The following is a 19,887-nucleotide window of genomic DNA, read 5'->3' as shown; positions in this document are numbered from 1 at the left end:
GCCGGGCCCGTCGTCGTACCCGAAGGGGCTGGGATGTTCGACTTCGACCGTGAGATAGACCGGCGGGGCACCGGGTCGGTGCAGTGGGACGGCATAGCCGACCGCTTCGGGGTCTCCGACCTGCTGCCGTTCACCATCTCCGACATGGACTTCGCCTCCCCGCCGGCCGTCCTCGACGCGCTGCGCGAGCGGGTCGACCACGGGGTGTTCGGCTACACCGACTGGCGGCTCGGTGAGTTCCGCGAGGCCGTACGGGACTGGTACGCGAGCCGGTTCGGCACGGCGGTCGACCCCGAGGCGATGGTCTACGCCCCGTCCGTCCTCTCCCAGCTCTCCCAGCTGCTCCAGATGTGGACCGAGCCCGGCGACGGCGTCGTCGTCCACACGCCGACCTACGACGGCTTCCGCAAGGCCGTCACCGGCCTCGGCCGTGAGCTGCGCGGCGTCCCCGTCGGCGACCTCGACGCCCTGGAACGCGAGCTGGCCCGGCCGGACAGCCGGATGCTGCTGCTGTGCTCCCCGCACAACCCGACCGGACGGGTGTGGCGCGCGGACGAGCTGAAGGAGTTCGCCCGGCTCGCCGAGCGGCACGGCGCGGCCGTCGTCAGCGACGAGATCCACGCCGACCTGACCGGCGAGGGCCACCGCCACGTGCCGTGGGCGGCGATCGCCGAGCCCGGGCGCGGACGCCGCTGGGCCCTGATCACCTCCGGCACCAAGGCCTTCAACTTCCCCGCACTCTCCGGCTCCTACGGCTTCCTCGGCGACCCCGACGAGCGGGTCGCGTTCGTCCGCCGCATGGAGACCGGTGAGGGCCTGGCCTCCCCGGCGGTGCTCTCGCTCACCGCCCACGTCGCCGCCTACCGGCACGGTGCGCCCTGGCTGGACGCGCTGCGCGGCTATGTCGCCGGCACGATGGACCTCCTCCAGGAGCGGCTCGCGGCCGGTCTGCCGGACGTCGACTGGTCCCCGCCGCAGGCCGGCTACCTCGCCTGGATCGACCTGCGGCCGCTGGGCATCGAGGAGAGCGCCCTCCAGGAGGAGCTGGTGTCGGCGGAGCGGGTCGCGATCATGCCCGGCGGGACCTACGGCACCCCCGGTTTCGTGCGCCTCAACGTGGGCTGCCCCCGGGCCAAGGCCGAGCGGGGCGTCGACGCGCTGGTGCGGGCGGCGGCCCGCCTGCGAAGTTGACGGCTCAACGGATACCGGGAGGCGGAGCGTCAGAGGCGTGATCTAGGCTGCGTCCACCGCGCTTCGATCTGTGAAGCGCGAGGGATCATGTGGGGGGTCACATCATCGTGCGCAAGCGCACTCTCTCGGCCGCGACGGCGCTCGCGGTCCTCTTCAGCTCCGCGGCGCTGGTCGCGGGCACGGCGGGCACGGCGTCCGCCGACGGCAGTGTGAACCTGCCTCTGGCGTCCGTGGGCGACATGGTCGTCGACGGCGTCCACCAGAAGGTCTTCATCAGCGACCCGGCCGGCGGCAAGATCGTCGTCACCGACTACGCGGGCACGGTCCTGGCGACCCTGTCCGACCTGCCGGGCGTCCGGGGCCTGGAGATCTCCGCCGACTCGTCGCGTGTCTACGCGGCCGTGGCCGGCAAGGGCGAGATCGCCTCCATCAGCACCGAGACGCCGACCGAGGCGGTCGGCTACGACCTCGGCGACGCCGAGAACCCCGAGGACCTGGCGATCGCCGGCGGCAAGATCTGGTTCGGCTACGGCAAGGCCGCCGCCGGCAATCTGGGTTCGCTGGACCTGTCCGGCGAGACGCCGGTGGTGGCGCTCGCCCAGGTGGCCCAGGGAGCCTTCTACTCGGCGCCCCTGCTCGGGGCGGACCCGGCGGCGCCCAGCCTGCTGGCTGCGGGCGTCCCGGGCATGAGCCCGGCCCCGGTCACGCTCTTCGACGTGTCGACGGGCAGTGCCACGGAGAAGGCCCGCCGGGTCGACACCGGCAGCGACCTGGGTGAGCTCGACATCACGCCCGACGGCAAGCAGGTCGTCACGGCGACCGGTTCCCCGTACTACCACGCGGCGCTCTCCACCACGGACCTGTCCGAGGTGGCGCGCTACAACACCACGAACTACCCGAACGCCGTGGCCGTGGCGCCCGACGGCACCATCGCCGCCGGCACCATGTCGTACTACGAGAAGGACGTCCGCGTCTTCAAGCAGGGCGGCCCGACGGCGGTCCGCGACTTCGAGACGGGTCCGAACCTCGCCGCCGGCGCCCTCGCCTGGGCGCCCGACAACAGCAAGCTGTTCGCTGTGTCCGAGAGCTACGGCGGCTCGGCCCGGCTGAACGTCTTCGACGAGCCGGCCAAGGCCGCGGCGACGGTCACCGTCAGCGCCCCGGCCACCGCCCCGGTGCGCAAGCCGCTCACCGTCAGCGGCACCGTCTCGTCCCCCGTGGCGCTGCCCGTCGGCACGCCGGTCACCGTGACCCGCTTCGACCCCGCGAGCCCGCAGGGCGAGGCCCTCGGCACCAAGACGCTCGGTGCGAACGGAGCGTTCTCGTTCGAGGACACCCCGCCCGTCGCCGGCAACGCCACGTACAAGGTGGCGTACGCGGGTGACGCCGAGCACGCGCCCGGCACCGGCACCGCGTCGGTCAGGGTCGAGCTGGCCAGGACCACCGTCACCCTCAACGCCGCGTCGTCCGCGCCGCTGCTCAAGGCGCTCAACGTCACCGGCACCCTCACGTCGACCCAGCCGCTGCCGGCCGGCACGCCCGTCACCGTGCAGCGCTTCGACGTCGAGAACCCGCAGGGCAAGTCCCTCGGCACGAGGACGACCGCCACCAACGGCGCCTTCTCCTTCCAGGACACGCCGACCGCCGCCGGCAGCGTGAGCTACCGGGTGACGTACGCGGGCGACGCCGATCACGCGTCCGCCATCGGGACCAGGGCGGTCCAGGTCTCGCACAACCGGACCGCGCTGACGCTGGACCGCAACGGCCTGCTGGTCAACTACGGCACCACCGTCACCTACACCGCCACCCTCGGCCCGACGTACAGGAACCGCGTCGTCGAGATCTGGGCCGACCCGTGGGGTCCCGAGCCGAAGCGGCTGCTCAAGCGCGGCACGGTCAACGCGGCCGGCAAGCTGTCCGCGTCGATGTGGATGAACCGCGACACGACGGTCACCGCGGTCTTCACGGGCGACGCCCGCAACGCCTGGGTGCAGGCCAAGTCCGGCGTGTACACGAAGGCCGGTGTCAGCACCTCGCTGTCGCGTCACTACAAGTGGACCAACATCGGCGGCGTCAACTACCAGACGTACCACCAGACCGCCGACCCGCTGTTCACCACCTGGCACAACGCCTTCCCGAACCGCAGCACCCAGCTGGACGTCCAGTTCTGGTACGCGGGCGCCTGGCGTGACCTCGGGGTGGAGTACTTCCAGCTCGACCAGTACGGCAGGTCGTACGTCAGCTTCGACGGTGACGAGCTGGCCGGCTACCGCTTCCGGATGCGTTCCGCGTACATCGACGGACTCTCCGGCGACAACGTGAACGCGACCGCCTACGGCCCGTGGAAGTACTTCAACTTCACGCGCTGACCGCCCGCGGGCACCTGAGGAAGCAGAGGCCCCGTCCGCCGTTCCGGTGGGCGGGGCCTCCGCGTTCGCGGGACGATGCAGACATGGACATCAGGCTGGCCTCGGGAACGGGGCGGTGGATCGTGTTCACCACCGTTCTCGCCTCGGGAATGGCGCTGCTCGACTCCACCGTCGTGAACATCGCGCTGCCGCACATCGGCGAGGACCTGGGCGCCGACCTGGCCGCCCTGCAGTGGACGGTCAACGCGTACATGCTCACCCTGGCCGGTCTGATCCTGCTCGGCGGGTCGCTCGGCGACCGCTACGGGCGGCGGCGGGTGTTCGTGACGGGGGTGGTGTGGTTCGCGGCCGCCTCGCTGCTGTGCGGGCTCGCCCCGAACGCCGGCGTGCTGATCGCCGCCCGTGCCCTGCAGGGCGTCGGCGGGGCGCTGCTCACGCCGGGCTCGCTGGCGCTGATCCAGGCGAGCTTCCACCAGGACGACCGGGCCCGCGCGGTCGGTCTGTGGTCCGGCTTCGGCGGGGTGGGGGCGGCGATCGGGCCGTTCGTCGGCGGCTGGCTGGTGGACGGCCCCGGCTGGCGCTGGGTGTTCCTGCTGAACGTGCCGCTCGCGCTGATCTGCGTGCCCGTGGCGCTGCGGCACGTCCCCGAGTCGCGCGACGAGGCCGCGCACGGGCGCTTCGACGTGCTCGGCGCGGTCCTGGGCGCCGCCGCGCTCGCCCTGGTGACGTACGCGCTGATCGACGAGGTCTGGTGGGCGGGTGCGGCCGGGTTGGTGGTCGGGGCGTGGTTCGTCCTGGTGGAGCGGCGGCGCGGCGCGAACGCGATGGTGCCGCCGTCGATCTTCCGCTCCCGGACCTTCACCGCGGTGAACCTGGTGACGCTGTGCGTGTACGCGGGTTTCAGCGGCTTCTTCTTCCTGGCCGCGCTGCAGCTCCAGGTGGTGTCGGGCTACTCGGCGCTCGCCGCCGGCACGGCGATGCTGCCGACGACCGTCCTGATGCTGCTGCTCTCGGCGAAGTCCGGCGAGCTCGGCGAGCGGACCGGGCCGCGGCTGCCGCTCACCGTGGGGCCGCTGCTGTGCGCGGCGGGGATGCTGCTGATGCTGCGGGTGGGGGAGGACGCCGACTACCTGACGGACGTGCTGCCGGCGATGGTCGTCCTCGGGCTCGGCATGACCACGCTGGTGGCCCCGCTCACGGCGACCGTGCTGTCCTCCGTGGACGTGTCCCGGGCGGGTCTGGCCAGCGGCATCAACAACGCGGCGGCCCGGGCGGCCGGGCTGGTCGCGGTGGCGGCGCTGCCGCTGCTGGCGGGCATGAGCCCGGAGGCGTACCGCTCGGCGGACGAGTTCGCCGCGACGTTCGAGCGGGCGATGCCGATCCTCGCGGGCGTCCTGGTGGCCGGCGCGATCCTGGCCTGGGCCACGCTGCGCACCCCGGCGGCGGCGGAGTGCCACCCCGAGTGCAAGGTGCACTGCGGGGTGACGGCCCCGCCCCTGGACCCGGGGAAGGGCGCCGTCGCACCGCCACGGGAGAGCTGAGGCAGACTGGGCCCCATGGCACTCCACGAGAACCTGCTGGGGGGACCGCCCCCCACCCACCTGCCCGACGACCCGGAGCCGCGTGAGCTCCTGGCGTCCGGCGCCGCGCCGGCCGACGTCGCGGCGAAGTACCCGACCTCCTCGCTCGTCTGGGCGCAGCTCGCGGACGACGCGTACGAGGGCGGCCGCGTGATCGAGTCGTACGCCTACGCCCGTACCGGCTACCACCGGGGCCTCGACGCCCTGCGCCGCAACGGCTGGAAGGGCCACGGGCCGGTCCCGTGGGAGCACGAGCCGAACCGGGGCTTCCTGCGCGCGCTGCACGCGCTGGCGCGGGCGGCCGGCGAGATCGGTGAGAAGGACGAGTACGAGCGCTGCACGACGTTCCTGCGGGACTCGTCCCAGACGGCCGCGGACACGCTCGGCTGACCTGCGCTGACGCTGCGGATCGTCCCCGCCCCGCGGGTGGGGACGATCCGGACAGGACCGCCCGCGGCGTTCGAGCGCGTTCGAAAGGGTCGGTACGATCCTCCCGACCGCGTGCAGGGGGGAACTGTCTTGGGGAAGCGTGCCGCGACGACCGGTCGCAGACGAAGCAGGGGAAAACGGTCCGCGAGGGGACGGCTGATCCTGCCCGTCCTCGCCCTGGTCCTGGTCTCGCTCGGCTGCGGGGCCGCGCTGGCGCACCTCCAGGGGGAGGACGACGGACGGGACACCGCCGCCGTCCGGCCGTTACCGACGGCCACCACGGGGTCCCCGGCCCCGGCGCCGCCGAAGCCGAGACCCACCCCGACCCCGAAGCCCACGCCCACGCCGAAACCCAGGCCGAAGCCCAAGCCCACGACGAAGCGGACCACGGTCCCGCAGGCCGGCGCCGGCAGCTTCACCACCGCCCGGACCACCGGCCGGGCCGTCGGCACCGGGGGCTCCCTGCGCCGCTACCGCGTGCAGGTCGAGGACGGCGTCGACATCTCCGCCCGTGAGGCCGCCGAGGAGATCGAGCGGATCCTGGCGCATCCGCGCGGCTGGGCCGCGCACGGCCGTGGGCGCTTCCAACTGGTCAGCGACGACGCCGACTTCGTGATCCGGATCGCCACCCCGGACACCGCCGACAAGCTATGTGCCGCCAACGGAATGAACACCCACGGCGAGCTGAACTGCGAGACCACCTCCGGCGTCGTGGTCAACCTCAAGCGGTGGATGCTCGGCTCGCCGACCTTCGCGGGGCCCGCCCAGGAGTACCGGCATCTGATCATCAACCACGAGGTCGGGCACGAGATCGGCATCCGGCAGCACATGGGCTGTCCGGGGCCCGGAAGGCTCGCGCCGGTCATGATGCAGCAGATCAAGGGCCTGAACGGTTGCCGTTCGAACGCTTATCCGTATGACGAAGAGGGGATCTACATCGCGGGTCCGATCGTGTCATGATGCGGTTGGGAGGCCGCGCGACGACGCCCGCCTCCCGAGGGGACCGGGGCTCCCGTGCCGGAACGGCCGAGAGGAGCGGACCGCTACCTGGAAGTTCGTACCAGGAGACAGAAATGTCAGCCTTCCAAGGTTCTCCCGATGCCTCCGGAGCCGCTCCGGTCGCCGAAGACGCGCCGAACCTCGACTTCGCGGGCACCACGCCGTACGAGGACTACGTCCAGGCGGACGTACTCACCCACCTCCAGCACCTTCGCTCGGACGACCCCGGCGAGATGGTCTTCCTGGTCACCACCCAGGTCATGGAGCTGTGGTTCACGGTGATCGTCCACGAGTGGGAGACCGCCGGCCGCGCCCTGCGCGGCGACGACCTGCCCGTGGCCATGGATGCCCTCAAGCGGTCCGTCCGCGAGCTGGAGGCCCTCAACCACTCCTGGCGGCCGCTCGCCCACCTCACCCCCGCCCAGTTCAACTCCTACCGCGGCGCCCTCGGCGAGGGCTCCGGCTTCCAGTCGGCGATGTACCGGCGCATGGAGTTCCTGCTCGGCGAGAAGTCGGCGTCCATGCTGGTGCCGCACCGCGGCGCGCCCCGCGTCCACGCCGAGCTGGAGAAGGCCCTCCAGGAGCCCAGCCTCTACGACGAGACGCTGCGGCTGCTCGCCCGGCGCGGTCTGCCCGTCCCCGCCGAGGTCCTCGACCGTGACCGGGCGCTGCGCTACGAGCCCTCCGCCGAGGTCGAGCGGATCTGGGCCGGGATCTACGCCGACCCCGACCAGAACTCCGACCTCGTCCGCCTCGGCGAGGCGCTGAGCGACGTCGCCGAACTGGTCTGGCGCTGGCGCAACGACCACCTGGTGGCCACCCGGCGCGCCATGGGCGCCAAGACCGGCACCGGCGGCTCGGCGGGCGTGGCCTGGCTGGAGAAGCGGGCGCAGAAGAACGTCTTCCCCGAGCTGTGGACGGCGCGCAGCCATGTCTGAGACCTTCGGTGAGCGCGCCCAGGCGCTCGACACCGCCGACGAGCTCGGCAAGCACCGCGAGAAGTTCGCCCTCGACCCGGTGTCCGGTCCTGCGGCCGGCGCCGCGGGCATCTACCTCGACGGCAACTCGCTGGGCGCACTGCCCGCGCACGTCCCCGCGCGGATGGCCGACGTCATCGCCCGCGAGTGGGGCGAGCTGCGCATCCGCTCCTGGGACGAGTCCGGCTGGTGGACCGCGCCCGAGCGGATCGGCGACCGGATCGCCCCGCTGGTCGGGGCGGCCGAGGGGCAGATCGTGGTCGGCGACTCGACCAGCGTGAACGTCTTCAAGGCCGTCGTCGCGGGCGCCCGGCTCGCCGGCGAGGGCCGCGACGAGATCTTGGTCGACGCGACCACCTTTCCCACGGACGGGTACATCGCGGAGTCCGCGGCGCGCCTGACCGGTCACCGGATCGTGCCGCTCGACCCCGCCGACATCCCCGGCGCGGCCGGCGAGCGCACCGCGCTCGCCCTGGTCAACCACGTCGACTACCGCACCGGCCGGCTCCAGGACCTGCCCGCCGTCACCGCCGCGCTCCATGCGGCCGGCGCGCTCGCCGTCTGGGACCTGTGCCACAGCGCCGGCGCGCTGCCGGTCGGCCTGGACGAGCACGGCGTCGACCTGGCGGTCGGCTGCACGTACAAGTACCTCAACGGCGGCCCCGGCGCGCCCGCGTACCTGTACGTCGCCGAGCGGCACCAGGCAGCCTTCGACTCGCCGCTGCCCGGCTGGAACTCGCACGCCGACCCCTTCGGGATGACCCCGGGCTACCGGGCCGCCGACGGCGCGCGGCGCGGCCGGGTCGGCACCCCCGACATCCTGTCGATGTCCGCCCTGGAGGCGGCGCTCGACGTGTGGGACGGGGTGCGGATCGAGGACGTGCGGGCCAAGTCCCTCGCGCTCACGGACTTCTTCCTGGAGTGCGTCCGGGCCTACGTCCCCGAGGGCCGGGTCGTCTCCGTGACGCCCGAGACGCACGCGGAACGCGGCAGCCAGGTCGCGCTGCGCTGCGCCGAGGCGCCCGCGGTCATGGCGGAGCTGATCCGCCGCGGCGTCGTGGGCGACCTGCGCCGCCCGGACATCCTGCGGTTCGGCTTCACGCCGCTGTACGTGAGCTTCGCGGACGCCGAGCGGGCGGCCCGGGTGCTCGCGGAGGTCCTGCGGGACGTTCCGGCCGCCTCGGCCTGATCCCGGCCGGCGACCGGGCCTCGGTCCGGTCGCCGGCCCGCTTCCGCCCATGCCTCCGGCATACGTCGGATCATCGCCTGATCGCCTGATCTCCGGGGGTCGTACTCCTGATACGGTCCCCGCAGGTCAGGCCAATCGGCCCTGTCGGAGGAGAGGTTGGAAGCAGCATGCCGGACCCCGCCGCGCGCGATGCCGCCGAAGAGGCATCGGCCTTCTCGCACCCGGCCGTCGCCCCGGACGCCTCCGCCGCGTACGGCGCGCACCCCGACCAGGTGGTCGACTTCTACGCCCCGCGTGACGGCCGGCGGAGCGCGCCCCTGGTCGTCGCGCTGCACGGCGGTGCCTGGCGGGCCCCGTACGACCGGCAGCACCTGACTCCTTTCGTGGACTTCCTGGCCCGGCGCGGTTTCGCCGTGGCGAACGTCGAGTACCGGCGCGGCAGCGACATCCCGCGGCAGGGAGGCGCGGCCCCGGTGGCCGGCCGCTGGCCGGAGACCTTCGACGACGTGGCGGCGGCGCTGGACGCCGTGCACGACCTGGCGGCGGAGCACCTGCCGCAGGCCGACCCGCGCCGGACCGTCCTGACCGGCCACTCCGCGGGCGGCCATCTGGCCCTGTGGGCCACCGCCCGGCACGTCCTGCCGGCCGGATCGCCCTGGCGCCTCGCGGCGGCGCCCGCCCTGCGCGGGGTGGTGGCCCTCGCCCCGATCGCCCACTTCGAGCGGGCGGTGGAGCTGGCGGTCTGCGGCGGCGCCGTGACCGAACTCCTCGGTGGGGAAGTGGACTTCGAGGCCCGAGCGGCCCACGCGGACCCGGCCCTGCTGCTCCCGACGGGCATCGCCACCACCCTCGTCCACGGCCGCGCCGACGTGGTCGTCCCGTCCGCGGTCGCCGACGCCTACGTCGACGCGGCGGCCAAGGCCGGCGAGACGGTCGGCTTCACGCTGCTGGAGGAGGTCGGCCATTTCCCGCTGATCGACCCGGCGGCGGACGCCTGCGCCGTGGTGGCGGAGGAGATCGCCCAGCTCGCGTGGTGACCGGGGACGGGCGCCGGGACCCCGCGTAGTCCTCAAGGCGGACCCCGCAGGATCCGCATCCAGCGGGACGACCGCCCTCCCCGGCCGCCCGTACCGTGGACGGGTGACTTCGACGCCCCGGACCTCCGAAACGAGCCGCAGCCCCGAGCTCCGCCTGACGCTGAAGGCGCTCGGCGGTCTGCGGGCCGACCTCTTCGACGACGCCCTCGCCTACCGGCCGCTGCCACGGCTCGACCTGTCCCGGGGGTGGCTCAGGTTCCTGCCCGAGCGGATACGCGACGAACTGGGCGTGCTGCCGCACCTCGTCGTCGGTTTCTCCGCGCTGATCGTCTTCTTCCTCGGGTTCGAGCGGGCCCATGACTCGATCGGCCCGGTCGCGTTCGTGTACGCCGTCGTGCCGGCCGTGGCCGTGCTCTTCACCCTGTTCCGCCCGGTGCTCGCGTTCTGGGTCTCCCTCGTCTCCACCCCCTTCATCGCCTACCTGGGCAGCTACGGGGACGGCTGGCCCTGGGCGCCGAACTCGTTCGCCGCGCAGCTCGTCGTCCTCGTCGTCGTCGCCCTGCGCACCAGGCCGCGCACCGCCGGCTGGATGTGGCTGGTCACCGCCGGGTACGCGCTCTTCGTCTCGGTCTTCATCGGCGGCATCGGCTACGAGAACGACGCACTGCCGCTGCTCTTCACCGCCGGTGTCTGCCTCCTGCTCGTCACGACCTCCCAGGTGCGCCGCCAGGCCGCCCGCGAGGTCACCGCCCAGCAGAGCGTGACCGCGGTCGAGCGTTCCAAGCGCACCCTGCTCGAGGAGCGCACCACCATCGCCCGCGAGCTGCACGACGTCGTCGCCCACCACATGTCGGTGGTCGCGATCCAGGCCGAGGCCGCCCCGTACCGCGTCGAGAACCCGCCGCCGGAGCTGGAGCAGGCCTTCGTCACCATCAGGGAGAACGCCGTCGCCGCCCTCACCGAGCTGCGCCGCATCCTCGGTGTCGTACGGGCCGAGGACTACGAGGCGCCCGACGCGCCGCAGCCGACCCTCGCCGACCTGGACGGCCTGGTGGCCAACGTGCGCGAGGCCGGTCTGGAGGTGGAGACCACGGTGACGGGTTCGGTGCGCGAGCTGCCGCAGGGCGTGGAGCTGTCCGCGTACCGCATCGTCCAGGAGGCCCTGTCGAACGTGCTGCGGCACGCGCCCGGCGCGGCCGCCCGTGTCGAGGTCAGCCATGTGCTCGGCGGGCTCGGCCTGCGTATCGTGAACGGCCCGGCGCGCGGCCTCGTCAAGCCGCAACCGGCCACCACCCGTTCGATCGGCGCCGGACACGGCCTGACCGGGATGCGCGAGCGGGTCGCCATGCTCGGCGGAGAGATGACCGCCGAGGCCACCGACGACGGCGGCTACGAGGTCGCCGTGTTCGTCCCCGTCAGCGTGCACCGTGAGGAGCCCCAGCCGTGATCCGCGTGCTCATCGTCGACGACCAGATGATGGTCCGGGAGGGCTTCTCCGTGCTGCTCGGCGCCATGCCGGACATCGAGGTCGTGGGGGAGGCGGTCAACGGACGCGAGGCCGTCGCCCAGGTCGCCGCGCTCCGGCCGGACGTGGTCCTCATGGACATCCGCATGCCCGAGCTCAACGGCATCGACGCCACCCGTGAGATCGTCGCGGCGAACGCCGACGCCAAGGTGCTCGTGCTGACCACCTTCGACCTCGACGAGTACGTGTACCAGGCGCTGCGCGCCGGAGCCTCCGGCTTCCTGCTCAAGGACGCCTCGGCCCGGCAGCTCGCGGAGGGCGTCCGGGTGGTCGCGGCCGGCGAGGCCCTGCTCGCGCCCACCGTCACCAAGCGCCTCATCACCGAGTTCGCCAAGTCGGCCGCGCTCTCCCCGCGGCCGCCCGCGACCGCGCAGATCGGCGAGCTGACCGAGCGCGAGACGGAGGTCCTCGTGCTCATCGCGCAGGGCCTGTCCAACGTCGAGATCGCCGACCACCTCGTCGTCGCGGAGTCCACGATCAAGACGCACGTCAGCCGCATCCTGGTGAAGCTGGGCCTGCGGGACCGGACACAGGCGGCGGTCTTCGCGTACGAGGCGCGCCTGGTGGAGGTCGGCCGGTAGCGTCCGGCCATGGACGCCGCTGACTCCGTTGCCGCCTTCGACCCCTGGTCGCCCGGGTTCGTCGCCGACCCCTATCCCGCCTACGAGCGCCTGCGCGCCACCGGACGCGCCCACTGGTACGGGCCCACCCGACAGTGGCTGGTCCCTCACTACGAGGACGTGTCGGCGCTGCTCCGGGACCGGCGCCTGGGCCGTACGTACACGCACCGCTTCAGCCACGAGGAGTTCGGGCGTGAGGCGCCGGACGCCGCCCACGAGCCGTTCCACACCCTCAACGACCACGGGCTGCTCGATCTGGAGGGCGCCGACCACACCAGGATCCGGCGGCTCGTGTCCAAGGCGTTCACGCCGCGGACGGTGGAGAACCTCGCCCCGACGGTCCGGCGGCTCGCCGCGGAGCTCGTCGGCGGGCTGGTCGCGAACGGCGGCGGCGATCTCCTCGCCACGGTCGCCGAGCCCCTGCCGGTGGCGGTGATCGCCGAGATGCTCGGCATCCCGCGGGACGCGGAGGAGCGGGGGCGGCTGCGGCCGTGGTCGGCGGACATCTGCGGGATGTTCGAGCTGAACCCCTCGGCGGAGACGGCCCGCCGCGCGGTGCAGGCCTCCGTCGAATTCTCGGACTACCTCAGGGAGTTGATCGCCCGCCGGCGGAGGGATCCAGGGGACGACCTGGTCTCGGGCCTGCTCGCCGTGACGGAGCTGACCGAGCAGGAGATGATCTCCACCTGCGTGCTGCTGCTCAACGCCGGCCACGAGGCGACCGTGAACACCACGGTCAACGGCTGGTGGACGCTGTTCCGGCACGGGGTCCGGCCGGATCCCGATCCCGGGAAGTTGTCCACAGCTGTGGAAGAACTTCTGCGCTACGACACCCCGCTCCAGATGTTCGAGCGCTGGGTCCTCGACGACATCGAGCTCGGCGGCGTCGTCATCCCGCGCGGCGCCGAGGTCGCCCTGCTCTTCGGCTCCGCCAACCGCGACCCCGCGCGCTTCGGCCCCACCGCCGGCGCGCTCGACCTGACCCGCGCCGACAACCCCCACATCACCTTCGGCGCCGGCATCCACTACTGCCTCGGCGCCCCGCTCGCCCGCCTCGAACTCACCGCCGTCTTCGGTGAGTTGCTCCGCCAGGCGCCGGGACTGCGGCTCGTCGCCGAGCCGGAGTGGAAGCCGGGCTACGTGATCCGGGGCTTCAAGGAGCTGCTCGTGGAGGTGTGAACGGCGCCGGCCCCCGCGCACACGTCGACGGGGGCCGGTTCCGGGGCGTGCCGAGGACGCTCAGCTCAGCATGTCCCGGCGGCGCAGCCCGGCCAGCCCGGCCGCGACCAGGGCGGCGGCGAGGGCCGTGAGGGCGAGGACCGGGGTCCAGGCCATCTCCTGGCCGGGGAGCTTCGGCAGGTGCCCGAAGGGCGAGAGGTTCAGGACCGCCTGGGGCAGACCGAGGGCGGGGCCGATCCAGCCGAGGCCCAGGCAGGCCCCCGCCACGCCCCAGGCGCCCGCGGCCGCCTTCGGGAACGCGCCCCACAGCAGCACCGCGAGGCCCGCCAGGGTCCAGACCGCGGGGAGCTGGGCGAGCGAGGCGCCCAGGATCGGCAGGGGGTCCCTGCCGTACGAGAGGGTCAGGCCGACCCCGCTGAGGAGCATGATCAGCGCCGATCCTGCGAAGGCGACCAGCAGGTGCCCGGCCGCCCAGCGCAGCCGGCCGACGGGGGCGGCGAGCAGGGGTTCGGCGCGCTGCGAGGTCTCCTCGCCGTGCAGCCGGAGCACCGAGCCGACCGCGAACAGCGCCGCGATCATGCCGAAGAGGCCGACCATGGTGGCGAGGAAGGCGTCGGTGAGGCCGCTCCGGCCGCCCATCCGCTCGAAGATCTGCCGGGCCTGCTCGTTGTCGCCGACGATGTCGGCCGCTCCCTCGACCATGCCGCCGAGGACCAGCCCGCCGAGCAGGAAGCCGAGCGCCCAGCCGAGCAGGGTGCCGCGCTGGAGCCGCCAGGCGAGGGCGCCCGCGGTCGCGAGCCGGCCGGCGGCAGGGCCGGGGCGAGTGGGCAGGAAGCTCATGCCGACGTCGCGCCGCGCGGTGAGGACGTAGGCGGCGGCCGTCTGCGCCGCGGTCGCCGCGGCGAGGAGCAGCAGCACCCACCAGCGCTCGCCGGCGAAGGCGCGCACGTTCTCGGCCCAGCCGACGGGGGACAGCCAGGTGAGCACCGAACCGCCCTCCGCCGAGCCCGCGTCACCGGCGGCCCGCAGGGCGAAGGCCAGGCCGAGGACGCCGGCCGTCAGGCCCTTCGCGAGCCGGGCGCTCTCGGTCAGCTGGGCGACGATCGCGGCCACGGTCGCGAAGACCATGCCGGTGCCGCCGATCGCGAGGCCGAGGGCGAGGGCCCCGGCCGGGCCCTGTCCGGCGAGCCCGGCGGTCACGATCAGGGCGACGAGGGCGTTGGCGGCGAGCGCGGCGAGGAGGGCGGCGGTGAGCGGGGCCCGGCGGCCCACCGCGCCTGCGGACAGCAGCTCCTGACGGCCCGTCTCCTCCTCCTCGCGGGTGTGCCGGACCACGATGATCAGGCTCATGACGGCGGCGAGGACGGCGGCGAAGGTGCCGAACCGCCAGGCGACGAGGCCGCCGAGGGAGTCGTCGAGGACCGGCCCGTAGAGCGAGCGCATCGAGCTGTTGGCGGTCATGGAGGCGGCGAGCTCGGCGCGTTGGGCGGCCGTGCCGTACAGGCTCTCCAGGGAGCCGGCGCCACTGGCGACCATGCCGCCGGTGACCAGGGCCCAGACCGGCAGCATCAGCCGGTCGCGGCGCAGGGCGAGCCGGGTGAGCGACCCGGTCCCGGTCAGGCTGAGCGTACTCATCGGGCGTTCGCCTCTTCGGCCGTGTCGTCCGCGTAGTGCCGGAGGAAGAGCTCCTCCAGGGTGGGCGGGGTGCTGGTGAGACTGCGGACGCCGGACTCGGTGAGCGAGCGCAGGACGGCGTCGAGCTGCTCGGTGTCGACCTGGAGCCGCACGCGGTGCCCCTGCACGTCGAGATCGTGCACGCCGGGGAGGTGGGCCAGTCCGTTGGGCGGGCCGGCGAGTTCGGCGGCCACGCTCGTGCGGGTGAGGTGCCGCAGCTCGGCGAGCGAACCGGACTCGACCGTCCGGCCCTGGCGGATGATGCTGACCCGGTCGCAGAGGCTCTCGACCTCGCTGAGGATGTGGCTGGACAGCAGCACGGTGGTGCCGCGGTCGCGTGCCTCCTCGACGCAGCTCTGGAAGACCTCCTCCATCAACGGGTCGAGGCCGCTGGTGGGTTCGTCGAGGACGAGCAGGTCGACGTCGGAGGCGAAGGCGGCGACGAGGGCGACCTTCTGCCGGTTGCCCTTGGAGTAGGTCCGGCCCTTCTTGGTGGGGTCGAGCTCGAAGCGCTCGATCAGCCGGGCCCGGCGGGCGGTGTCGAGTCCGCCGCGCAGCCGTCCGTAGAGGTCGATGACCTCGCCGCCGGAGAGGTTGCGCCAGAGGGTGACGTCGCCGGGAACGTAGGCGATCCGCCGGTGCAGCTCCACGGCGTCGGACCAGGGGTCGCGGCCGAGCAGCCGGGCGGCGCCGGAGTCGGCGCGCAGGAGTCCGAGGAGGACCCGGATGGTGGTGGACTTCCCGGCGCCGTTGGGGCCGAGGAAGCCGTGGACCTCGCCCGACTCGACGGCGAGGTCGAGGCCGTCCAGCGCCCGTGTGCGGCCGAACGCCTTGTGGAGCCCGGCGATGCTGATTGCCTTCGTCATGCTTCAGAACGTACGCTACTTTCACAAAGTTGTGAAGCTAAGGAAGTTAAGGAACCGTATAAAATCGGAGGATGAGCGAGATGACGACGACCGGTGAGGGCAGCGGGGGCGACGGTACGGACGAGGCGGTCTCCCGCTTCGTGGAGCGCTTCGCCGCCGAGATGACCGCGGCGGGCATGCAGCGCATGGCGAGCCGGGTCTTCGCGGCGCTGCTCGCGTCCGAGACGGCCTCCCTGACCTCTGCCGAGCTCGCCGAGCAGCTGCAGATCAGCCCCGCGGCCGTCTCGGGCGCGATCCGCTACCTCACCCAGGTCGGCATGGTCAGCCGCGAGCGCGACCCCGGCACCCGCCGCGAGCGCTACGTGCTCCACAACGAGCTCTGGTACGAGACCTTCACCCGCCGCGACCAGGTCCTGATCCGCTGGGAGAAGGTCCTCAACGACGGCACGGAGCTCCTCGGCCCCGACACCCCCGGCGGTCGGCGCACCGCCGAGACGGCCGAGTTCTTCGCCTTCCTGCACGGCGAGATGGCCGGGATCATGGACCGCTGGCGGGCCCACAGGGCCACTCGGGACACGCCCTAGTCCTGCCCTGCCGTGCCGCGGGGGCGGCGCGTCAGTCCTGTCCTGCCGTGCCGCGGGGGCGGTGCGTCAGTCCTGTCCGGCGGTGCTGCGGGGGCGGTGCGTCCCCGGGGCGGCCGCGCCCTTGCCGCGCGCGGCGGCCCGGGCCTCGACGGCGCTCCGCCGGCGCCGCAGCAGCAGGTCGGTCGCTCCGCCGGCCAGTCCGACGAGCAGCGTGACCGCGCCGAGCACCTTCAGCGCCCGGGTCTCGACGAAGGCGCGGGTGCCCTCGTGGTCCGCGTTGTACAACTCGCCCTTCCACGGGTCGTACGAGACCACGTGGCCGGTCTCCCGATGCCGTCCGAACGGGCGCTCCGGGTGCTGCGCGCACCGGTACGGCCCTGACCGCAGGGCGCCGTCGAAGGGGTCGGTCCACGTGACCGTGCAGGAGCCGTCGGGCCGCCACGCCTCCACGGTGAGCTCGACCCGCGGATCGTCCGCCACGGACATCTCGAAGAGCCGGGCGAATCCGAGGACGACCACGCCCACGACGACGACCCATCGCCACCCGCCGCGGCGGCGGGCCGGGACGGACACGGGCGCGGCGGGGGACGGGGCGTCGCCCGCGGTGCTCGGCGCGCCGGCAGGGGTGGGTGCGCCGGTGGCGGCCGGTGGGCTTGCGACGCCTGCCCCGCCCGCCGTGGCCGGTGCTCCGGGAGCGCCCGGGCCGCCCGTGGCCGGCCGGGCAGGCGGCCACGCGGTCGTGGCGCGCTCCACCAGCGCCTCGCGGGTGCTTCCGCGGACCGGTACCGCGCGGAGGAGTTCGCCGCCGCCGGGGCGGCTGAGCACCCCGCCGGTGTCAGGGGTGCCGCACCACCACAGCTCGCCGTGGGCGCCGGGGCGCGCGAGGTGGCGGCGCCACGGGACCGCCCGTACGGTCAGCGGCCAGGTCTCGTCCGAGGCGGGGTCGCGGACGACCAGGGCCGGGGCGGCGGACACGCGGACGGCGGGCAGCGGCGTCCACGGGCCCGAGGCCAGCGCGTCCTCCATACGGCGGGCGCCGGACAGGGCGCCGAAGCCCAGCGCGGCCCCGGCCAGGCCGAGTACCAGCAGCCCGGACCCCACGAAGGTGCTCGTGCCGCTGCCGAAGGGGCCGAACGCCAGCCACGCGCCCACGAGGGCCGCGAGCGGCCCGCAGACCGCCCAGCCGCGGGCCCGCTCCCGATAGCGCGCCAGCGCCTCCCCGGTACCCGCCTCGTACAGTGCGGCGGAACCGCCCCCCATGCCCACAGGAATCTCCCCACGTCCGGACCTCGGCGGCCGAGCCTATGCGGTGGCCGCCGAGGTGGGCGCGGGAATTGTCAGCCCCCAGGCGCCCGCCCGCACCGTCCAGGTCCGGCGCCGCACCGGGCCCGAGACCGCCGTGTCGGCGCGGTAGCGGAAGTCGGGGCCGGTGACCGTGAGGGTGTGGGCGGTGACGTGCACCGGCGGGGCGCCCGCCGGGACCAGGGTGAGGGCGGCCGCGCCGCCCAGGGCGCGGGCCGTGAGGCCCTCCACCGGGGTGTCGACGTCGCAGAGCAGCACCCCGTCCGCCTCGACCCGAAGCCGGTGGGTGGGCTCCGCCAGGGCCGTCGGGGCCGGGCGGACCAGGGTGCGCACCAGGGAACGGCAGGTGTCCCAGACAGTGGGCGGCGCCGGGGCGAGAGTGCGGGCGGCCGGGATGTCCAGGCGATCGAGGACGACGCCGTCGCTGTCGTCGACGAGCAGGTCGAGGCTGCGCACCACGCCGTCGAGGACGGCCCGGGCCGCCGCGACCGTGCCGGGCGGCACGCCGAGCGCGTGGGCGGTCCGCAGCCGGTCGGGGGCCCCGATGGGCACGAGGGCCAGCGCCCCGCCTCCGGCCGCCCGTCCGGCCGCGGCCTCGCGGTGCAGCAGGGTCACGGTGCGCAGCAGCGCGCGGTCGTCACCGAGGACGACGGGGCGCCGGGAGCCCCGCCGGTACAGGGCCCGGGAGAATTCCTCCGGACCGTCCGGCAGGCAGATCTTCGCTGCCGCGCCCGCTGACAGCACATCCTTCGCGATCCGCACGGACTCGCCGTCCATTCGGCGGGCGACCGGGTCGACGATGACCAGCAGCTGGTCGTGATCCGACACCTCGGTCCTTCCTCGGGTAGTCTCTTTGTGCAAGAGCCCCTTGCGCTATTGCGCCAGGGGCTTCGTCTATTCCGGGGCACATGGGTGAGGCGGCGTCGGCCCCCTGACCTTGGTCTTGCCCCGCCCGGAAGGGGTGTACGCCTGTGCCCGCACTTGTGCTGCTCGGTGCTCAGTGGGGTGACGAGGGCAAGGGAAAGGCCACCGACCTGCTCGGTGGCTCCGTTGACTACGTGGTGCGTTACCAGGGCGGCAACAACGCCGGCCACACGGTCGTCGTGGGCGACCAGAAGTACGCGCTCCACCTGCTCCCTTCCGGAATCCTCTCACCGGGGTGCACCCCGGTCATCGGAAACGGCGTCGTCGTCGACCCGGCGGTCCTGCTCTCCGAGCTGAGTGGGCTGAACGAGCGCGGCGTCGACACCTCGAAGCTCCTGATCAGCGGCAACGCCCACCTGATCACGCCGTACAACGTCACCCTCGACAAGGTGACGGAACGGTTCCTCGGCAAGCGCAAGATCGGCACCACGGGCCGCGGCATCGGCCCGACCTACGCCGACAAGATCAACCGCGTCGGCATCCGGGTCCAGGACCTGTACGACGAGTCGATCCTCACCCAGAAGGTCGAGGCGGCGCTGGAGGGCAAGAACCAGCTGCTCGCCAAGCTCTACAACCGCCGCGCCATCGAGGCCGGGCAGATCGTCGAGGAGATGCTCCAGTACGCGGAGCAGATCAAGCCGTTCGTCGCGGACACCACGCTGATCCTCAACAAGGCGCTCGACGACGACAAGGTCGTGCTCTTCGAGGGCGGCCAGGGCACCCTGCTCGACGTCGACCACGGCACCTACCCCTTCGTCACCTCCTCGAACCCGACCGCCGGCGGCGCCTGCACCGGCGCGGGCGTGGGCCCGACGAAGATCAGCCGGGTCATCGGCATCCTCAAGGCGTACACGACGCGTGTCGGCGCCGGCCCGTTCCCGACCGAGCTGTTCGACGAGGACGGCGAGGCGCTGCGCCGCATCGGCGGCGAGCGCGGTGTCACCACCGGCCGTGACCGCCGCTGCGGCTGGTTCGACGCGGTCATCGCCCGCTACGCCACCCGCGTGAACGGCCTCACCGACTTCTTCCTGACCAAGCTCGACGTGCTGACCGGCTGGGAGCAGATCCCGGTCTGCGTCGCGTACGAGATCGACGGCAAGCGCGTCGAGGAGCTGCCGTACTCGCAGACCGACTTCCACCACGCGAAGCCGATCTACGAGATGCTCCCGGGCTGGTCCGAGGACATCACCAAGGCCAAGACCTTCGGCGACCTGCCGAAGAACGCCCAGGCCTACGTGAAGGCCCTGGAGGAGATGTCCGGCGCCCCGATCTCCGCGATCGGCGTCGGCCCCGGCCGCACCGAGACGATCGAGATCAACTCGTTCCTGTAGGCCGCACCGGCCGCACGGCACACGCGAAAGGGCCCGCACCCCGGCTTCGGCCGGGGTGCGGGCCCTTCGCGGATCCGGGGACGGCCAAGGCCGTTTCTTTCGGATCAGGCC

General features: G+C 73.4%; 17 protein-coding genes. 13 read left to right on the top strand and 4 right to left on the bottom strand.

All coding sequences use genetic code 11. The annotated features are described in order from the left end of the window. Positions 1-33: 33 nt before the first annotated feature. The 11 genes from ACIRQF_RS14270 to ACIRQF_RS14220 all read left to right on the top strand — a co-directional run bounded on the left by ACIRQF_RS14270 (position 34) and on the right by ACIRQF_RS14220 (position 13,095). On the top strand, positions 34-1,191 hold the full coding sequence (locus tag ACIRQF_RS14270) for a MalY/PatB family protein (protein WP_376626855.1): 1,158 nt from the start codon (positions 34-36) through the stop codon (positions 1,189-1,191). Between the two features lie 107 nt (positions 1,192-1,298). Further along, entirely contained in the window at positions 1,299-3,560 is a 2,262-nt protein-coding gene (locus ACIRQF_RS14265) for an Ig-like domain repeat protein (RefSeq protein WP_404092102.1), read from the top strand. An 83-nt stretch (positions 3,561-3,643) separates the two neighbouring features. After that, complete coding sequence (locus tag ACIRQF_RS14260) at positions 3,644-5,101, top strand: MFS transporter (RefSeq protein ID WP_403518918.1); 1,458 nt, start codon at positions 3,644-3,646, stop codon at positions 5,099-5,101. A gap of 15 nt (positions 5,102-5,116) precedes the next feature. Then, the gene (locus tag ACIRQF_RS14255; protein ID WP_376626849.1) at positions 5,117-5,530 is read left to right on the top strand and encodes a DUF3151 domain-containing protein; all 414 of its coding nucleotides are present in this window, start codon (positions 5,117-5,119) and stop codon (positions 5,528-5,530) included. A gap of 129 nt (positions 5,531-5,659) precedes the next feature. Beyond that, positions 5,660-6,529: a DUF3152 domain-containing protein gene (locus ACIRQF_RS14250; protein ID WP_404092099.1), complete on the top strand. Its 870-nt coding sequence runs from the start codon at positions 5,660-5,662 to the stop codon at positions 6,527-6,529. A 113-nt stretch (positions 6,530-6,642) separates the two neighbouring features. Beyond that, complete coding sequence (locus tag ACIRQF_RS14245; protein ID WP_376626845.1) at positions 6,643-7,506, top strand: tryptophan 2,3-dioxygenase family protein; 864 nt, start codon at positions 6,643-6,645, stop codon at positions 7,504-7,506. Further along, positions 7,499-8,734: a kynureninase gene (gene kynU, locus ACIRQF_RS14240; RefSeq protein ID WP_404092096.1), complete on the top strand. Its 1,236-nt coding sequence runs from the start codon at positions 7,499-7,501 to the stop codon at positions 8,732-8,734. The genes ACIRQF_RS14245 and kynU overlap by 8 nt, the downstream gene beginning before the upstream one ends. A 167-nt stretch (positions 8,735-8,901) precedes the next feature. Then, a complete protein-coding gene (locus tag ACIRQF_RS14235; RefSeq protein ID WP_404092094.1) occupies positions 8,902-9,771 on the top strand; it encodes an alpha/beta hydrolase in 870 nt (289 codons plus the stop codon). 103 nt (positions 9,772-9,874) lie between these two features. Then, a complete protein-coding gene (locus ACIRQF_RS14230; RefSeq protein WP_376626839.1) occupies positions 9,875-11,218 on the top strand; it encodes a sensor histidine kinase in 1,344 nt (447 codons plus the stop codon). Continuing rightward, positions 11,215-11,877, top strand: a complete 663-nt coding sequence (locus ACIRQF_RS14225) for a response regulator (RefSeq protein ID WP_376626837.1) — start codon at positions 11,215-11,217, stop codon at positions 11,875-11,877. The genes ACIRQF_RS14230 and ACIRQF_RS14225 overlap by 4 nt, the downstream gene beginning before the upstream one ends. A 9-nt stretch (positions 11,878-11,886) precedes the next feature. Next, entirely contained in the window at positions 11,887-13,095 is a 1,209-nt protein-coding gene (locus ACIRQF_RS14220) for a cytochrome P450 (RefSeq protein ID WP_404092091.1), read from the top strand. 60 nt (positions 13,096-13,155) lie between these two features. Here ACIRQF_RS14220 and ACIRQF_RS14215 read toward each other — a convergent pair whose 3' ends face one another. After that, entirely contained in the window at positions 13,156-14,730 is a 1,575-nt protein-coding gene (locus tag ACIRQF_RS14215; RefSeq protein ID WP_404092089.1) for an ABC transporter permease, read from the bottom strand. Further along, entirely contained in the window at positions 14,727-15,635 is a 909-nt protein-coding gene (locus ACIRQF_RS14210; protein ID WP_376626831.1) for an ATP-binding cassette domain-containing protein, read from the bottom strand. The genes ACIRQF_RS14215 and ACIRQF_RS14210 overlap by 4 nt, the downstream gene beginning before the upstream one ends. A 71-nt stretch (positions 15,636-15,706) precedes the next feature. Between ACIRQF_RS14210 and ACIRQF_RS14205 the strand changes: the two genes are divergently transcribed. Then, positions 15,707-16,219: a GbsR/MarR family transcriptional regulator gene (locus tag ACIRQF_RS14205; protein ID WP_382476986.1), complete on the top strand. Its 513-nt coding sequence runs from the start codon at positions 15,707-15,709 to the stop codon at positions 16,217-16,219. A 66-nt stretch (positions 16,220-16,285) separates the two neighbouring features. On the opposite strand, the gene ACIRQF_RS14200 is transcribed toward ACIRQF_RS14205, so the two are convergent. Further along, complete coding sequence (locus tag ACIRQF_RS14200; RefSeq protein WP_404092086.1) at positions 16,286-17,479, bottom strand: hypothetical protein; 1,194 nt, start codon at positions 17,477-17,479, stop codon at positions 16,286-16,288. 42 nt (positions 17,480-17,521) lie between these two features. After that, complete coding sequence (locus ACIRQF_RS14195; RefSeq protein ID WP_382477239.1) at positions 17,522-18,298, bottom strand: diacylglycerol kinase; 777 nt, start codon at positions 18,296-18,298, stop codon at positions 17,522-17,524. A 194-nt stretch (positions 18,299-18,492) separates the two neighbouring features. Between ACIRQF_RS14195 and ACIRQF_RS14190 the strand changes: the two genes are divergently transcribed. Continuing rightward, positions 18,493-19,776 carry an adenylosuccinate synthase gene (locus tag ACIRQF_RS14190; protein ID WP_376626825.1) on the top strand — a complete coding sequence of 428 codons (1,284 nt, stop codon included), beginning with the start codon at positions 18,493-18,495 and terminating at the stop codon, positions 19,774-19,776. Positions 19,777-19,887 lie beyond the last annotated feature (111 nt).

The sequence above is a fragment of the Streptomyces sp. NPDC101191 genome, from assembly GCF_044767915.1.
Lineage (GTDB): Bacteria > Actinomycetota > Actinomycetes > Streptomycetales > Streptomycetaceae > Streptomyces.
This window is presented reverse-complemented; position numbering and strand designations above follow the sequence as displayed.

Bases quoted from the DNA above. Each gene is read 5' to 3' on its own strand.
- ACIRQF_RS14270 (WP_376626855.1), top strand. From the start codon at position 34: ATGTTCGACTTCGACCGTGAGATAGACCGGCGGGGCACCGGGTCGGTG.
- ACIRQF_RS14260 (WP_403518918.1), top strand. From the start codon at position 3,644: ATGGACATCAGGCTGGCCTCGGGAACGGGGCGGTGGATCGTGTTCACC.
- ACIRQF_RS14255 (WP_376626849.1), top strand. From the start codon at position 5,117: ATGGCACTCCACGAGAACCTGCTGGGGGGACCGCCCCCCACCCACCTG.
- ACIRQF_RS14245 (WP_376626845.1), top strand. From the start codon at position 6,643: ATGTCAGCCTTCCAAGGTTCTCCCGATGCCTCCGGAGCCGCTCCGGTC.
- kynU (WP_404092096.1), top strand. From the start codon at position 7,499: ATGTCTGAGACCTTCGGTGAGCGCGCCCAGGCGCTCGACACCGCCGAC.
- ACIRQF_RS14235 (WP_404092094.1), top strand. From the start codon at position 8,902: ATGCCGGACCCCGCCGCGCGCGATGCCGCCGAAGAGGCATCGGCCTTC.
- ACIRQF_RS14220 (WP_404092091.1), top strand. From the start codon at position 11,887: ATGGACGCCGCTGACTCCGTTGCCGCCTTCGACCCCTGGTCGCCCGGG.
- ACIRQF_RS14215 (WP_404092089.1), bottom strand. From the start codon at position 14,730: ATGAGTACGCTCAGCCTGACCGGGACCGGGTCGCTCACCCGGCTCGCC.
- ACIRQF_RS14210 (WP_376626831.1), bottom strand. From the start codon at position 15,635: ATGACGAAGGCAATCAGCATCGCCGGGCTCCACAAGGCGTTCGGCCGC.
- ACIRQF_RS14205 (WP_382476986.1), top strand. From the start codon at position 15,707: ATGAGCGAGATGACGACGACCGGTGAGGGCAGCGGGGGCGACGGTACG.
- ACIRQF_RS14200 (WP_404092086.1), bottom strand. From the start codon at position 17,479: ATGGGGGGCGGTTCCGCCGCACTGTACGAGGCGGGTACCGGGGAGGCG.
- ACIRQF_RS14195 (WP_382477239.1), bottom strand. From the start codon at position 18,298: ATGGACGGCGAGTCCGTGCGGATCGCGAAGGATGTGCTGTCAGCGGGC.